This is a genomic window from Streptomyces yaizuensis, from assembly GCF_034961445.1.
Lineage (GTDB): Bacteria > Actinomycetota > Actinomycetes > Streptomycetales > Streptomycetaceae > Streptomyces > Streptomyces yaizuensis.
This window is the reverse complement of sequence record NZ_BSBI01000021.1, coordinates 111,840-127,649: the sequence shown is the minus strand read 5'-3', so window position 1 is coordinate 127,649 and position 15,810 is coordinate 111,840. Positions and strand designations below refer to the sequence as shown.

Annotated in this window: 13 protein-coding genes and 1 pseudogene; 9 read left to right on the top strand and 5 right to left on the bottom strand. The window is 71.2% G+C overall.

Translation table 11 applies throughout. The features are described 5' to 3' along the window. A pseudogene (locus SYYSPA8_RS35420) lies at positions 1–197 on the top strand (IS630 family transposase); the annotation flags it as partial. Positions 198–459: 262 nt separating this feature from the next. Here SYYSPA8_RS35420 and SYYSPA8_RS35415 read toward each other — a convergent pair. Both SYYSPA8_RS35415 and SYYSPA8_RS35410 read right to left on the bottom strand, forming a co-directional pair. Beyond that, entirely contained in the window at positions 460–1,092 is a 633-nt protein-coding gene (locus SYYSPA8_RS35415) for a TIGR03086 family metal-binding protein (protein WP_323451567.1), read from the bottom strand. A gap of 273 nt (positions 1,093–1,365) precedes the next feature. After that, positions 1,366–2,658, bottom strand: coding sequence for an SGNH/GDSL hydrolase family protein (locus SYYSPA8_RS35410; RefSeq protein WP_323451566.1), 1,293 nt, complete (start codon positions 2,656–2,658; stop codon positions 1,366–1,368). A gap of 283 nt (positions 2,659–2,941) precedes the next feature. Between SYYSPA8_RS35410 and SYYSPA8_RS35405 the strand changes: the two genes are divergently transcribed. Continuing rightward, positions 2,942–3,559, top strand: a complete 618-nt coding sequence (locus tag SYYSPA8_RS35405) for an ArsR/SmtB family transcription factor (protein WP_323451565.1) — start codon at positions 2,942–2,944, stop codon at positions 3,557–3,559. Further along, positions 3,556–4,896: an MFS transporter gene (locus SYYSPA8_RS35400; protein ID WP_323451564.1), complete on the top strand. Its 1,341-nt coding sequence runs from the start codon at positions 3,556–3,558 to the stop codon at positions 4,894–4,896. Before SYYSPA8_RS35405 ends, SYYSPA8_RS35400 begins: the two co-directional genes overlap by 4 nt. Before the next feature lie 139 nt (positions 4,897–5,035). Here the strand turns inward: SYYSPA8_RS35400 and SYYSPA8_RS35395 are convergent, their stop codons facing one another. Then, on the bottom strand, positions 5,036–5,725 hold the full coding sequence (locus tag SYYSPA8_RS35395; protein ID WP_323451563.1) for a Crp/Fnr family transcriptional regulator: 690 nt from the start codon (positions 5,723–5,725) through the stop codon (positions 5,036–5,038). 1,644 nt (positions 5,726–7,369) lie between these two features. Here SYYSPA8_RS35395 and SYYSPA8_RS35390 point away from each other — a divergent pair. The 6 genes from SYYSPA8_RS35390 (at position 7,370) to SYYSPA8_RS35365 (ending at position 13,650) form a co-directional block, all read left to right on the top strand. Then, positions 7,370–9,412, top strand: coding sequence for an AfsR/SARP family transcriptional regulator (locus tag SYYSPA8_RS35390; protein WP_323451562.1), 2,043 nt, complete (start codon positions 7,370–7,372; stop codon positions 9,410–9,412). Positions 9,413–9,660: 248 nt separating this feature from the next. Beyond that, positions 9,661–10,215 carry a nitroreductase family protein gene (locus SYYSPA8_RS35385; protein WP_323451561.1) on the top strand — a complete coding sequence of 185 codons (555 nt, stop codon included), beginning with the start codon at positions 9,661–9,663 and terminating at the stop codon, positions 10,213–10,215. Beyond that, positions 10,172–10,489, top strand: coding sequence for a DUF6092 family protein (locus SYYSPA8_RS35380; RefSeq protein WP_323451560.1), 318 nt, complete (start codon positions 10,172–10,174; stop codon positions 10,487–10,489). Before SYYSPA8_RS35385 ends, SYYSPA8_RS35380 begins: the two co-directional genes overlap by 44 nt. Continuing rightward, on the top strand, positions 10,483–11,229 hold the full coding sequence (locus tag SYYSPA8_RS35375) for a tRNA-dependent cyclodipeptide synthase (protein ID WP_323451559.1): 747 nt from the start codon (positions 10,483–10,485) through the stop codon (positions 11,227–11,229). The genes SYYSPA8_RS35380 and SYYSPA8_RS35375 overlap by 7 nt, the downstream gene beginning before the upstream one ends. Positions 11,230–11,633: 404 nt before the next feature. Continuing rightward, on the top strand, positions 11,634–12,818 hold the full coding sequence (locus SYYSPA8_RS35370) for a chymotrypsin family serine protease (RefSeq protein WP_323451558.1): 1,185 nt from the start codon (positions 11,634–11,636) through the stop codon (positions 12,816–12,818). A gap of 328 nt (positions 12,819–13,146) precedes the next feature. Then, a complete protein-coding gene (locus SYYSPA8_RS35365) occupies positions 13,147–13,650 on the top strand; it encodes a hypothetical protein (protein ID WP_323451557.1) in 504 nt (167 codons plus the stop codon). Between the two features lie 181 nt (positions 13,651–13,831). Here SYYSPA8_RS35365 and SYYSPA8_RS35360 read toward each other — a convergent pair whose 3' ends face one another. Both SYYSPA8_RS35360 and SYYSPA8_RS35355 read right to left on the bottom strand, forming a co-directional pair. Next, positions 13,832–14,470, bottom strand: a complete 639-nt coding sequence (locus SYYSPA8_RS35360; protein WP_323451556.1) for a response regulator transcription factor — start codon at positions 14,468–14,470, stop codon at positions 13,832–13,834. Further along, positions 14,463–15,803 carry a sensor histidine kinase gene (locus tag SYYSPA8_RS35355; protein WP_323451555.1) on the bottom strand — a complete coding sequence of 447 codons (1,341 nt, stop codon included), beginning with the start codon at positions 15,801–15,803 and terminating at the stop codon, positions 14,463–14,465. The genes SYYSPA8_RS35360 and SYYSPA8_RS35355 overlap by 8 nt, the downstream gene beginning before the upstream one ends. Between the last annotated feature and the right edge of the window lie 7 nt (positions 15,804–15,810).

Below are 15,810 nucleotides of genomic sequence, written 5' to 3'. Positions count from 1 at the left end.
GGTGGTTCGCCGAGCTCACGCAGAAGAAACTCAAGCGCGGCGTCCACCGCTCCGTCCAGGCCCTCGAACACGACATCCGCACCTGGCTCACCGACTGGAACGAACACCCCAGACCGTTCATCTGGACGAAGACCGCCGACGAGATCCTCGACAAAGTCGCCCACTACTGCCGACGAATCTCCGACTCAGGTCACTAGGTCGTTTCTTACGGATCAGGCTGGGTCAGGGAGCGGGGTCTGGTGCCGTGCATCGCAAGGCGGAGGAATGAGTCCCTGCGGAGCATCGGCGATTGACGACAACGCGGCGAGGTGCGGTGCCAGGGCACGCGAGCCCCAGCAAGATCCGTAAGAGACGGCCTACGTCCTGGCCGTGCCGAAGTCCCGGCAACCGCACGCCCCGTTCGGCCCGGTCGACCAGGCCACAGACCCACTCACAGGACCGACAGACCACCACACGCACTCAGCCCGCCGCGGCCGGTGTCCAGCCCGGAGCGCGGCCGCTGAGGCCGATGACGCGGTCGAGCAGCGGCGCGTGCGCCGGGACCGGGACGGCCGGGCCGAAGTTCGTGCCACGCAGCGGGTCGTCGTCCCCGGCCGCCGCCAGCAGTTCGTACGACACCCGCAGGCTCGCCTCCGGCAGGCCGTACGGCTGGCCGGTGGCCCGGGCGAGATCCCAGCCGTGGACGACCAGTTCGTTGAGGGCGACCTCCCCCGCGACCCGGGCGGGCAGGGTGACGCCTCCGGCGCGGGTCGTGCCCTCCCAGGCCTCCGGAGCGGTCCAGGCCGCCGCCAGCCGGCCGAGCCGCTCCGGCAGTACCGTCCGCCAGTCGTCGTCCAGCACCGGCAGGGCACTGTCCGGCGGGGTGTCCGTGGTGGGTCCCAGCTTCTTCAGCGCCGTGTCCCGGAAGGCCGCCGCCAGCCCGGCCAGATGCCCCAGCAGCTCCCGTACGGTGTAGGCCGGGAGGGGCGTCGGATCCCCGAGCTGCCCGTCCGTCACCCCGTCGAGCAGACGGGCCACGGCATCGGCGGCAGGCCGGAGATCGGGCACGGGCCGCGGAACACCCGGCGGCGGATTCTGCGCAGTCGGCTCCATGCGCTCATCACTTCCCCCACCCGGAAAACTCCTCACCCGACACCCCACCACACGATCCATTCGGACCTAAACACCCCTTCCACGGCAAAACCCATCACTATCGATAGACAGGGATACGGTTCAGCCACCGGACACCCTGCCGGCCAGTGACCCACCCACCTCCTCACCCCGCCCGGACCGGAAAGCGATCAGACCACCGGCCTCACGACCCACAAACGAACCACCCCGGAGACGGTGATACGGACCCGGGAAACGCCGTCCCCGGGGCGGGCGTCAGCGGCTGCCGGCGGTCAGATGCGGCCGCACCGTCCGTGCCATCGCGTCCATGCCCGCGTCGTTCGGGTGTATCCGGTCGCCGGAGTCGTAGGCGGGCAGCAGCCGGTCCGGGGCGGCGGGGTCGCGCAGTGTCCGGTCGAGGTCGGCGACCGCGTCGTAGGCCCCGCTGGTGCGGATCCAGTCGTTGACCTCCTGGCGGAGTTCCTGCTTGGCGCCGGTGTCGTAGCCGTAGGGAGCGCCCTTGAAGGGGGTGAGGGTCGCGCCGACGATCCACACCCCGCGCTCCCTCGCCATCCGGATCAGGGTCCTGTGGCCGTTGATGATGTCCCGGGCCGTGACCCGCGGGGCGGGGCCGCAGCCGGTGTCCGGCTCGCCGCCCGCGCCGATGTCGTTGATGCCGATCAGCACGACGGCGGCCCGGACACCCGGCCGGTCCAGCACGTCGTGGCGGAAACGGACCGTGCCCTTCTCGCCGAAGCAGGACGAATCCGACAGAAGGCGGTTGCCGCTGATCCCTGCGTTGACCACCGCAAGACGCGACCGGGCGGCCCTCAGCCGCTCCGCCAGCTGGTCCGGGTAGCGGTTGTCGGCGCCCGGGGTGGACCCGGCGCCGTCGGTGATCGAGTCCCCGAAGGCGACGACCGTGCCGTCGGTCCGCGGCCCGGCGACCTCCACTCCCGAGAGCGTGTAGTACGCGTCACTCGTCCCACCGGCGAACGGCTGCCCGGACGTGTCCCCGGTCCGGTCGCCCGCGGCCCGGTAGCTCGTCGCCAGCCCTTCGGAGTGGTAGGAGAGGGGGCCGGTGCCGCCGGGTGCGAAGTGCAGCGTGACCGTGAGCCTCTCCAGCGGCCGTACGGGCAGGACGAGCATGTCCGAAACGGCGTCCCTCCCCGCTGGCACGGTGAGCCCCCCGCTGCCCTGGAACCTCAGGGCCCGTACGGTGCCGGGCCGGACCGCCGCCCCCTCACCGGCCCGCCCGACCGTGGCCGCGGTGACCACGAGCGGCTTCACCCCGTAACGGTTCGAGAGCCGCACCCGTACCCGGGAACCGCCCGAGGACACCCGCAGGACCTGACGGACACTCTCGTCGGCGAAGCCGCCGGAGGACCAGTTGGGCGGCCACCCCTCGGGCACACCCGGATACTGGTGCGCCGCCCCCCAGGCCGCGCTCCACGCACCGCCGCCGCCCGGGGGCTGCCCGGCGGTCGCCGGAGCGGAGGTCAGAGCGAGCGCGACGGTGGTGACCACCGCCACGGACGCGACGGGGATGTGCCGGATCGCCAGGCGCATGATGCCGTACCGCCTTCCTGCGGGCTCAACGAAACCATTTCACCGATGAGTTCGGGCAACACCCCCGGAACGCACGGATATTCCCGGCCGCACATCCTCTGCACCTCCCCGGCCCTCCCCCACCGGGGGAACAGAGCGAGGGAACGGCACGACGGTGGCAGACACCCCGCCCAGCCGCCGGGCCGGCCCGATGCCCCCGGCGCCACCGTCCCGGGCGGCGCTCTGCGGACACCTCTGATGTGAGAGTTGACTCTCACGTTATCTGAGAGGATCCTCTCAGGTTATGGACTCCGGAAACCGGCTGGGCGACATCGAGATCACCGATCCGCAGGCGATGCGGGCATTGGCACACCCGGTGAGGCTGGCGATCCTCGACCGCCTCCAGCGGCACGGGCCGGCGACGGCCACACAGCTCGCGCCCGATGTGGGAGCGACCCCGTCGGTGACCAGCTGGCACCTGCGGCACCTGGCAGGTTTTGGACTGGTCCGGGACGCCGAGGCCGAAGCCGGGGCCGACCGCCGGCAACGGCGGTGGGAAGCGGCAGCACGCGGTTTCCGCTTCGAGGCACCGCAGGACGAGGAAGGCAGGTCGGCCGCACGGGCGCTGTCCCGGGAGATGTTCCTGCGCTACGGCGATCTGCCGGGCAGGTGGCTGACCGAGGTCGAGCCCCGTCTGGATCCGCTGTGGCAGGGCGTCGCCGGTCTGTCCAACACCCGCGTCGTCGTCTCGGCCGAGGAACTCACGGCGATCCAGGACGGGATCGAGCGCGTGCTCGCGCCGTACGTCACGCGCGACCCCGCCGACCGTCCGGCCGACAGCCGCAGCGTCCGGCTGATGCGCTACGCCCTCCCCGAGCAGGACGGAGAGCAGGGCGCGGAGCAGGACGGCGGGACCCGGTGACCGCACCGGAGACAGGCGGGACGGCATCCCTGTGGCATGACCGGCGCTTCAACCGGTTCTGGGCGGGTCAGTCGATATCGGAGCTCGGCGACCGGATCACCGAACTGGCGCTGCCGCTGATCGCGGTAACGGCGCTGAACGCCTCGGCCAACCAGGTGGCCTGGCTGACCGCGCTCATCTGGACCCCCCACCTCCTCGCGTTCCTCCTGGGGGCCTGGGTCGACCGCCGGGCCCACCAGCGCCGTCTGATGGTCCTCGCCGACCTGGTGCGCGGATCGGTCCTGCTCACCCTCCCCGCGGCCTACCTGCTCGACGCGGTGAGCCTCGGCCAGCTGTACGCCGTGGCCGTGCTGACCGGCGCCGCGGCAGTACTCTTCAACACCGCCTACCCGCCCTTCTTCGTCCGCCTCGTACCCCGGTCGGCCTACATCGAGGCCAACAGCAGGCTCAGCGCCAGCCGGTCGGTCTCGCACGTGATCGGCCCGGCCGTCGGCGGCGGCCTCGTCCACACACTGACCGCACCCGTCGCCGTCATCGCCGACGCCCTGTCCTACCTGGCCTCCGCCTTCCTCATAGGACGGATCCCCCTCGACGAACCCCCCACCGCCGGTGCCGGCACCGGCGCCGGCGGAACAACAGACCCCTCACTCCTGCGACGCGCCCGGGAGGGAATGACCCTCATCGGCCGGAACCCGGTACTGCGCGCCGGGCTCTGCTGCGCGGCGACCGTCAATTTCTTCACCTTCGCCGCAGGCAGCGGGCTGATGGTCCTCTTCGCCACCCGGGACCTCGACCTCTCCCCCGGAGCCATCGGACTGGCCCTGGGAACCGGAGCGACCGGCGCCTTCCTCGGCGCCGTCCTCGCACCGAAGATCTCGCGGCATATCGGTGTCGGGCGCAGCATCATGGTGGGAGCCGTCCTGTTCCCCGCACCCATCGCCATCGCAGCCGTCGCCCACGGCCCGCTCTGGGCCCGCGCCGGGGCACTGGCCGCGGCGGAATTCCTCTCCGGGGTCGGTGTCATGCTCTTCGACATCAACCTCAACTCCCTGCGGACCAGCGTGATCCCCGACGGCATGCGCAGCCGCGTGGCCGGCGCCTTCAGCACCCTCAACTACGGCATACGCCCCATCGGCGCCATCACCGGCGGTCTCCTCGCCACCGCCTTCGGCCTGCGGGCGACCCTCCTCATCAGCGCCACCGGAGGAATGCTGTCACTGCTCTGGCTGCTGGCATCACCCATACCCCGCATCCACTCCCTGACCCCCGACGACACAGCCACCCCCCACACCACCCAGGACACAACCGATCCCGACCCCTACCCCGCACCTTCCTGACCCGATGACGAACCCGACCCGCGCAGCCCACAGCGGCCGGCTGTGATCCCGGACGGTTCACAGAGGCGCTCCCTCAGGGCCGTCCTCGCGGAGGTCGGCGAAGGCCGACCACGGGCACGGGCACGGGCACGGGCACGGATCAGCTGTAGCGCCCGTTGAGGTAGGCGGACAGGCGCTGTCGATGAATGATCAGACGCGAGGTGGGTGAGGTGCTGATCAGCCCGTTACCGCGGAAGGACTTGAGGAAGTGGCCGATACGGGAGCGGGTCGTGCCGACCATCCTGGCGAGTTCCTCATGGGTGAGCCGCAGGTCGATGCGCGGACGGTGGGGATCGCCCTTGCCCAGCTTGTCGGCCAGGTCGAGCAGGATCGTCCCGAGCCGCTGTTCACTGTCCACCGTCACCAGATTGGTGATCGCCTGTTGCTGTTCGAACAGGCGACGGGAGAGGTGGGTGATGAAGTCCTCCATCAGCCCTTCGTCGCGGATGGTGTTGATGAAGAGGGAGTACGGAACGCGTCGTATCACGCAGTCCTGCATCGCGATGGTCGACTCCGCGCGCACCGCCCCGCCCAGGCCCTGCTCGCCGAACATCTCACCCGGACCGCATATGCGAAGGAAGCACTCTTTGCCGCTTCGGGAGAACGTGACCGTTTTGAGCTGACCACTCTCTAAAAAATAGATGTTTTGGTCGATTTCGCCACAGCTGTAAGCGTATTCGTTCTTGGTAAGCGCGATGCGAGTGCCGATCGGTGGGCCGTACAGCAGGGTCTCGCTCAGCCCGCCCATGAAGTCGCAGGACGTCTTGCGGTCAGCATAGAGAGTGATCATCTGTCGCCTTCTCCTTGCGTGGGGGCGGAATCGACGGACCGGCCGACTTGACGCGGATGACACCCCTGAGGCATCGGCGGCGAGTGAGTGAACATGAATCCCGCCATGGAGATGGGGAATCGCTGGGATTCCCTCGTCCGGAACATCACCTGGCGCACTCCTGGGAGAAGAGTGCGCTCTCGGCGGGACAGCACCGTGCAGGTGGCGCGGCCCGCCCGGGCAGGATCCGGAGGGCTGGGCGTCAGGGGTTGACAGGTGGGCGCCTCGGACGTCAGCAGGGTACGCGGCGGGGAGATGCGGTGCGCGCGGTCACATCGGCCGGTACAAGGTGCTGAATGGACGTGCCCAAGGGGGGCGGCTGACGCGCTCGGGGCCCGCCGGTCAACTGCCCGTGGCGAGCACAATGGGCCGCCCGGCTACAGCTGCGCTTCGCCTAGGAGGCGCCGGGGCGAGGCACAGGAAAGCAGGGTGCTGTTACAGGAGTGCTTGGCCATGAGACCGACCCTAGACAGATCACGGCCAACTGTCTGCTGTCTGAATATTTTTGACCAGAATGATCTGAGTGCATGGCTCACTTATGCGGGTGTGGCAAGAATCTGGCGTTATGAAGGAGCTATTACCTCACCACTGTCGGCGTCGATGACGCGCAGTGCCTCCATCGGACAGGATTCGACTGCGTCGCGCACCGCTTCGTCCAGGAAGGGATTCCCCGGTCAGGGGAACGGAGCGGCCGTCGGCCGGCGGGAAGTGGTGCGGGGCGATACCCGCGCAGAAGCCCGTACCCGTGCAAGTGTCGCGGTCGGACTCCCGTCGCCGGCGGCTCTGCGTCACCATGACCGATCACCACGTGATGGGGAGTCCCCGGGGGCCACGGAACAGCCCGCCCGTCTTCCGGACGACCTCCTCGGCCGCTCCGGCGGGCCGGACACGGGAAGACCCGGGGGTCGCGGTCGGCGTTGACCGCCGTGGCCAGGACGCCCTCACCGGCGCGGACCGTACCGCCGCTGACGTCGTGGCGTGCCGCCCGGCGTGCAAGGGATCTCCCACCCGTGGACCTGCCCATCGCAGGGGTGGCCGTGTGCTTGCTCCGAACTCGTCATGCCGTCCGCACTCTCCCACTCCCGCGCCGTGAACAGGGCCAGCACTTCGTGATCATCCGAAAGCAGCTTGGTCGAGCGGCAGGGACGTGTCTGTTCACTCTTGCGCAAGGACGGCCGGCGATCGCCCTCCACGGCCGCACGGCGGCTGCCCCCGCTCCCTGTGCGTCGACCACCGGCCGCTGCGCGTGTGCTCCGCGACCGTCCGCCGGTTCGGTGTCGGAGCGCTCCGGCGGTACCGGACCCGCTCAATTCTGAGCGGCACCACCCCGGCGCCCCTTCCTACAGTGGCGCAAACGATCCGGTGCCGCCTCGACGCCCGTGCGCGTTCGCCCTGACGACAGGAGCGCCTGTGGACACTGCCCCCTCGCCCGGTTGCCGGACGGCCGCCCCCGCCGGGCGCTGCGCCTGCGCCGGGGGCACGCGGTGTCGCCTGTCACCCTGGACCGCTCCGAACGGCAGAACGCGTTGCCCTTTAGTCGCCCTTTAGTCGCTCTCCAGCGGAAGCCCTCTACAGCTTCCCGGCTCGGCCACAGCAAGGGAAAGCATGGAAATTCACATACTCGGACCGATAGAAGCCCTCGAAGAGAGCCGGGCATGCGTACTCGGCGGGATGCGCCCCCGGACGCTGCTGGCGGCCCTCGTCCTCGCGGGAGACCGGGGCATGAGCCAGCGGGAGATCCGGACCGCCCTGTGGGGGTCCGCTCCGCCGGCCACCGTGCGGGCGCAGGTGCACACCTATGTCTCCCGGCTTCGCCGGGCGCTCGGTGGCCGGGCCGGGTTGGCGCGCGCGCATGACGGCTATGTTCTGCGGCTGGACGGGGTCACCGTCGACTACCGGGAGTGCCTGCGGCTGGCCGCCGGGGCCCGTACGGCATGTGCGGAGGGCCGGTACGACGAGAGTTCCGTCCTGTTCGCCGGGGCACTGCGGCAGTGGCAGGGCCCGGCCCTGGCGGGCGCGACCGAGTTCCTGGACCAGCAGGAGGGCACACGGCTGGAGGAGTTGCGCCTGTCGCTGCTGGAGGAGAAGGCCGATGTCGATCTCGGGCTCGGCCGCGGCCGGGAGGTGGTCGACGCGTTCAGCCCGCTCGCCGAGAAGCATCCCTTCCGGGAACGGATGCGGGCCCAGCTCATGACCGCCCTGTACCAGTGCGGCCGGCAGGCCGACGCCATCGCCGTCTACCAGCGGGGACGTGCCGTACTCGCCGAACACCTCGGGGTCAACCCGGGAGAGACGCTGGAGAGTACCTTCCACGCCCTTCTCGCCGGGAATCTGTCGGCCGCCCGGGCCGATGTCCTGCCCCCGGCCGGTCCAGCAGTTGTGACACGTGTCAACAGTCTGGGGTCCCGTGCCGAACTTCCCTCTGACCTGATCGATTTCGCGGGCAGAGGCGCTGAACTGGCCGTACTTCGCCGACTGCTGAGTGGCGACCGGACCGGCGACCGACCCGGGCCGGTCGTGATCACCGGTGTCGCGGGCAGCGGGAAGAGCGCCCTCGCGGTCCGCGCGGCCCACCGCGGCGAAGCCGCGTTCCCCGATGGACGCTTCTTCCTGCGCTTCCGGGACGCGTCGGGGCAGTCCCGCCCGCTCCAGACGGTCCTCGACGGACTCCTCGAAGCACTCGGCGGGGAGGCGCCGACCGGGCGGCAGGGTCAGGGTCCTGAGGACCGGTTGCGGCTGGTTCGGCAGCGGCTCGCCCAGGGGCGGCGGCTCATCGTCCTCGACGGCGTCGGGGCCGAGGACCCCGTCGACGCGCTGGTCTCCGTCTGCGGCCCCAACCAGGTGGTGATCACCGGGCGTCCCCGCTTCGCCCACCTGCCCGGTGTCCGGGTCCTGGTCCTCGACGCCCTGCCGCACAGCGAGGCGGTCGCCCTGCTGACCGGGATCACCGACCGCGCCACGGATGGCGACCCGGCCGCCGTCGAGCGTCTCGTCCACCTCTGCGAACGGCACCCGGGCGCCCTGCGCGCCGTCGCCGCCCAGCTCACCGCCAGGCCCCACTGGACCCCCGGCCGTCTCGCCGACCGGCTCGCCGATCCCCGGCGCAACATGCTCGATCTCCTGCGCATCGGCGGCCTCGACGTGGGCGGGTCACTGCGCCGTCATTACGCCGAACTCCCGGAGGCGCTGCGCCGTGCGCTGCGCAGGCTCGCCATGCTCCGGGCGCACACCATCTCCGTATGGTCCGCGGCCGCCGCCCTGGACCTGCCGCACGAGGAGACCGAGGACGTCCTGGAGCGACTCGTCGACGCCCATATGCTCACCGTCACCGGCGTCGAGCAGGACGGCACCTTCGTCCTCGGACTCTCCCGGCTGCTGCTGTGCGTCCTGACCGGCGAGGTCGAACGGACCGACCCCGGGCAGGTGCCGGCCGAGGTCGCGGCGCGCGTGCTGGCGTCCTGGAGACAGCGGCTGGCGGACGCCGGTCCCCTGGCCCCGCCGGAACCCGCCGGAGCCGGGACGCACCCCGACGGCCGGTTCACCGGAGTACTCCGCTCCTGGCCGGCCGGGCCGTTCTCCGGGAGCGCGGGGCTCTGCCGGGCCTGCGTCCGGGAGCTGCGGGCCACCCGCACCGCGCTCCGCGTATAGCGCCCGTACAGAACTGGGCGCCCGCCGTATAGCGGCGTTTCCCAAGATTGTCGCGAGCACTCCCTTCACCCGCGGACGTCACCGGCTCACCCGTGTCCGGCACGACAGCGCAGCACGAGTTCGCCGTCGCGGCGGACCCGGACGCACCGACCGGGCCACGGTGGCCCGACTCCGCCGACCCCTGGAGGCACAGAACTGATGACCGCACCCCCCACCACCGAGGTCATGCCGGCGTTTCGGGAGACGGTATGACGAACGCGCTGGAAGTCATGCGCACCCGGACGGTCCTGCGCAACTACGCGCCCCGGCCCGTCGAGGACGCGCTCGTGGAGGACATCCTGGAGGCCATGGTCGCGGCGCCAACCGCCTCCAACAAGCAGGCCTGGTCCTTCGTGGTGGTGCGCGAGCCCCGGACGGTCCGTCTGGTACGGGCCTTCGCACCCGGCGTCATCGGCACCCCGGCGTTCCTCGTCGTCGCCTGCGTGGACCGTTCCCGTACCGATCGCCTGCCCGGTCAGATCTCGCAGAAGATCTACCAGACCAGCAAGTTGTGCGTGGCCATGGCCGTGGAGAACCTGCTGCTCGCCGCGCACACGCTGGGTCTGGGCGGCTGCCCCGTGAGCAGCTTCCGCGAACGGCAGCTGCGGGACCTGCTCGCCCTTCCGGACCACATCGAACCGCTGCTCGTGGTCCCCGTCGGCTACCCGGCCGAGCCCCCCACCCCCTCCGACCGCCGTGACAAGAACGAGGTGATCAGCCGTGAACGTTGGGAACGAGACGCTTCCGCCGGCACGTCTGCATGAGGAGATCGCGCTGCTCGCCGCCTATCTGCTGAGCAGCGGACGCGGCCTGCTGGAGGAGCCGGCCGACTACAGCTCCTACCGTTGCGCGGACGCCGCCCGCCGTGCCCTGCTGCTCCTGGAGCAGGCCGGGGGCGGCAGTGCCCGCCTGACAGCCGTCCGCAAGAGCCTGGACGATCTGATGTTCGCGCCCATGGGCGGTGATGTGGACCTGGCGTCCGTCCTCGATGCCCTGTGTGCGGACATGGCGTCCGGCTTACAGGAGCTGCCGTGCTGAACGGGGCTCAGCACGACTCCCGGCTGGAGCCGACCGAGTGGTCCCACGGTATGTACGTGGAGCCGTACAGCGAGCGGTGCCGCGGCATCTGGCACCGGGGCGAGCACGCCCTCATCGGTGTCAGCGCCGGTAACAGCTACTTCTCCCAGGACCGGCTCGCCCGACTGCTGGCGTGGGCGGACAAGGGTTTCGCCCAGGTCGACCTGGTCTACGTCGACACCCACATCGACACCATGCTGATCGCCGACGGCCATTCGCCCGCGGCCGCCGCCAAGTCCGCCCGCGGCACCCTGAAGGATCTGCGCCGCCGGATCCGCCGGGCCGTGGAGGGCGCGGCGGTCGCCCCGGGGCGGCTGCGGGTCAGGGCCCTGACCGAGCTGCTGGACGAGCCGCGGTACCGGTCCGTGCGGGCCCGTACCGATCAGGCTCTGCGCGAGGAGCCGGAGTTCGCCGCTGTCGTGGACCAGATGGTCGGTGAGGTCATCCGGCACCGGATCGGCGGGGAACGGCCCGCGACCGCGTCCCGTCTGGAGGCGGGACGGGAGTACGTCGCGGCCGAGGCGCCGCTCTTCATGGACGCCCCGGCGGTCTTCGGCGTCCCGTCGTCCGTGACCTGCTACCACATGCCCACTCCGCTACAGCGCTATCTCGTCCGGCCGGACTCCGCCGTGCGTGCCGCAGCGGGCCATGCCCACCTGGTCGTACGCCCTCCGGAGCCGGTCCGGGCGGCTGCCTCCTAGGTCGTTTCTTTCGGATCAGGCTGGGTGAGGGAGCGGGGTCTGGTGCCGTGCATCGCAAGGCGGAGGAATGAGTCCCTGCGGAGCAGCGGCGATTGACGACAACGCGGCGAGGTGCGGTGCCAGGGCACGCGAGCCCAGCAAGATCCGGAAGAGACGGCCTAGTACTCGTCCGGCCGTTCGGAGGAACGCCCGGGGCGGGGGGTGCGGTGCCGGAGGGCGGGACGCCGCGCCCCGCTTCCCGTCCTGCCGCAGGTCGCGCAAGCGCTGAACGCTGAACGCTGAACGCTGGGGACCGGCCGTTTAGCGATCATTGATCATATAGTCATGTCGCCTGACTATCTTCCTGTTCTGTCGCGACGGCAACGGGCCGCCGCGGTACGACACATCGACAGGAAGGCCCTTTCATGCGACGCGGAACTGCCCTGCTCGCCACCGGTGCCGCGCTGGCGGCCACGGTTTTGGCCACCGTGGCCGGCACCAGCGCCACCGCACAGCAGAGCGGCAAGGACGTGGTGGACATCGCGCGGACGCTCCCGGCCCAGGAGCTGCGGAAGATGACGGAGCAGCGGCCGCTGGTCGCCGCCGCGAGCGCGATCAGGAAGGAGGTCGAGCGCGGCGGTCACACCGGCTACACGGGCATCGGCCTGGAGGAGGGCCGGGTCGCCCTCTGGTGGAAGGGACCCCTGCCCGCGCAGGTCGAGCGCGTGGTCGACCAGGCGCGGCGGACCGCGCCCGTACGGGTCGCCCCGGCGCGGTACTCGCTCGCCGAGCTGAAGAAGGCGTCCGAGCGGCTCCAGGGCGAGCTGCGCCGGGACCCGTCGCTCGGGCACAGCGTGAAGATAGCCACCGACGGCAGCGGTCTGGTGCTCGCCACCGCCTCCGACGCCGCCGCGACGGCCAGGGCGTCGGCGCCCGCGCGGCGCGGCGCGGTGGCGTCGGCCGGGGTGCCGGTGCGGACGGTCCAGGAGCAGCCGCTGGTGGAGCGTTCCCGGGACGACGACTCGTTCCCCTGGTCCGGCGGTGCGCTGCTGAAGAACAACGGCGCCCCGAACTGCACCTCCGGTTTCGGGGTGCGCAATGCCTCGGGTGCCCAGTACATCCTGACCGCGGAGCACTGCGGCAAGGCCGGTGACCGTTACACCAACGGCAGGGACCAGTACATCGGGACGCCGGGGCCGGCGAACGACCCCCACGACATCATGCTGATCCCCACCTCGCAGGTGGACAACTTCATGTACACGGGCGGCCGGAACGACGAGCGCGGGGTCAGGGTCGACGGGTGGGACTGGGTCTTCCCCGGTGAGTACCTGTGTCAGTCGGGTGTCACCAGCGCGGGTGTGACGGGCGGCCCCGTCTGCAATCTCAAGGTGCTGTTCTTCTACAACGACTCCGAGGACCTGGTGGAGGCGGAGCAGATGAACGGTCAGATCGCCGCGCGCGGCGGTGACAGCGGCGGCCCGGTCTACTCGGCGGCGGCCAGTGGTGGCGCGATCGCCAAGGGGACGGTGACGCGATCGGCCGGGGCGCGTCTCGGTTTCCAGGACTTCGGGACCGCGTTCCGTGACTTCGGGGTGTGGATCAAGAACTGACGGGACGGTACGCGGGCGGCCGCCGCGGCCCTGAGCGCACCGGGTGAGGTCCACCCGGCGCGTCGGGTCCGGCGGCCGCCCGGACGCGTTCAGCACCGTCCGGGCCCTGTGCGGCCCGGACGGTGATCGCGTTCTCGGGGTGCCGGCGGGGCGATCGTACGGCCCTCCGGGTCGTGGCGCGATCAGCCGATCGGCTGATGCCCCTTCGAGCGGGATGGACGATGCGGCGGGAGCGATGTGCGCGCGAGGCTTTCCCGTGACAGCAATGGACATGCCAACAGGGGCGCTGTCCCGCAGGAGACATCGCACCACCCCGAAGGAGTCAGCCATGAACATCACCCTGTCATCCCGCCGCGCGCGCACCGGCGGCCCGGAGCCGAAGAGCCGCAGGAAAGTGGCCAGGGTCGCCGGAGCCTTCCTCGTCGCGGCCGCCACCGTGGCCACCACGGCCCTGACGGCCGCTCCCGCGGCCGCGCAGGATGTCCGCCCGATGGCGTCCTGGGAACTGTGGAACTCCGTGATCGGCCCCGAGGACCGTTGCACGCCGACGACGGAGTATCTGCCCCTGCCCGGGGTCTTCACTCAGACGTGTGCCCTGAAGAACAGCAGCGGAGGCTACGGGCAAGCTGCCCTGATCGTCGTCAACCACAGGAGCGCGGCGGTCGAGATCGTCGGCGATGCCAGGCTGGTCGGCTACAACAGCTTCTCGTCGTGCAACCGCTCCCCTCTGAGCGTGGGGATACGTGTCGTCTGCTTCTCCCCCACCGTTCCCGTCAGTGGGCAGATCTCCGCGGTGACGAACTTCGCGGCCGGGGCGCTCAGCCGGCGGTGAGATGACGCGGGGTCGGCGGACTCCGTCCAGGAACACCTGATCGCGGCTCCCGGCGACGGCACCCCCACCGTCCCCGGGAGCCGTCGGCACAGCACAGGAGACTCATCCGCCCGCTCGACGTCGCGGACCGGGAGCGGAGGGCATGGGGGCCGGGAGCCGGGGCCGCCCGGCCGCCCGGGGCTCACCCCAGGATGCCCCGCTCGTACGCCACGGCCACCGCGGCCGCCCGGTCCTTGACCCCCAACTTGCCGTACACATGCGTCAGATGGGTCTTCACCGTCGCCTCGCTGATGAAGAGTTCCCGGGCGATCTCGCGGTTCGACGTGCCCCTGGCGACCAGTTCGATCACTTCGCGCTCGCGTGCCGACAGCGCGCCGGCGGCAGGGGACGGGTTCCTGACGGCGCTGACGAGGCGGGACGCGACGGCGGGCGACAGGACGGTGCGTCCCTCGGCGGCCGCGCGGACCGCGGTGAACAGGTCGTCGCGGGGGGCGTCCTTGAGGAGGTAGCCGGTGGCGCCCGCCTCGATCGCGGGGATGGTGTCGGAGTCCGTGTCGTACGTGGTGAGGACGAGGACCTTGGCGCGGGCGCCGCGCCGGGTGAGTTCGGCGATCGCCCGGACTCCGCCGCCGTCGGGCATGCGGAGGTCCATGAGGACGACGTCCGGGTCGAGGCGCTGGACGAGTTCCACCGCCTCGACGCCGCCCGCGGCCTCGCCGAGGACGTCGAAGCCGGGGTCGGAGGCGAACATGCCGCGCAGGCCGTCCCGGACGACGGGGTGGTCGTCGACGATCAGCAGGGTGATGGTCCGGTCAGTCATGGCGCACCAACGGTACACGGGCGCTGATCGCGGTGCCCTGATCGATTTCCGACTCGACGGTGACGGTGCCGGCGATGCGTTCGGCACGGGCACGCATCCCGTCGAGGCCGAAGCCGCCGCTGCCGGTGCGCGGTACGGCGGCGAGCGGGTCGAAGCCGTGGCCGTCGTCGCGTACGTCCAGGGTGACCTCGTCGTCCATGTAGGAGAGGGTGACGCCGGCGCGGGTGGCGCGGGCGTGCCGGGCGGTGTTGGCGAGGGCCTCCTGGGCGATCCGCAGGAGGGTGGCGGCGACCTCGTCGTGCAGCGGCTCCTCGGTGCCGGTGACGGTGAGACGGGCGGTGACGCCGGTGCGTCCGGACCATTCCCCGACGGTCTTCCTGAGCGCCTCCGCGAGCGTGTCGTGCTCCAGGGCGGCCGGGTGGAGGTTGTGCACGGAGCGCCGGGCCTCGCCCAGGGAGCGGCGGGCGAGTGCCTGGGCGCGGTCCAGGTGTTCGCGGGCCACGTCCTGGTCGGTGGTGGAGGCGACCACCTGGAGCTGGGTGATGATGCCGGTCAGGCCCTGGGCGATGGTGTCGTGGATCTCGGCGGCGAGGCGGCGGCGCTCGTCGGCGACGCCGGCCTCCCGTGCCTGGAGGACGAGTTGGGCGTGCAGGGCGGCGTTCTCGGCGAGGGCTTTCTCCAGGGCGGCGATGGTCCGGGCCCGTTCCTCGGCCTTCCCGGCCTTCTCGTCCTGCTGGTCACTGAGGTGGCCGAGGCCGAGGGCGAGCATCGCGTTGAAGACGATCAGCGTGCCGAAGAGGACCCACTGCATCGGCGATTCGGGCGGCAGACCACCGGACTGGGAGCCCGCCACGGCGACGGCGGTCACCAGGAACCCGGCCCGGGCGGCGCGCGGCGGCAACAGGTGCGCGGCGTCGAGGTAGCCGAGGCACGCGTAGATCGCGAAGAAGGGATTGAGCCAGGTCAGGGCGAAGGCGAGGGCCGTGCGCAGGGTGAAGTGGACGCGGCCGGCGGTCCCCGCGGGGAGCACCGGGGTGCCGGTCCCGCTGGGGAGCGCCGGGGTGCCGGCCTGCTGTCCGGTGCCGGTGCCGGTGACGTTGACGGTGCCGGCGGCCGCGGGACCGGCCACGGCTGCCGGGCGCGGCCGTGACATGAGCCGCGACCACCACGTCTGGAGGGCCAGCGCGGCGAGGAGCAGGACCCCTGCGGCGTAGATCTCCCGCCGGGTCATCACCAGGGGGGACACGGCCGCGAGGAGCGTGGCGAGGCCGAGCAGGGCGTACGGGCCGTACCGGAAGAACTGCGTCCAGCGTTCCTCGACCGTCATCGTCATGGATGTG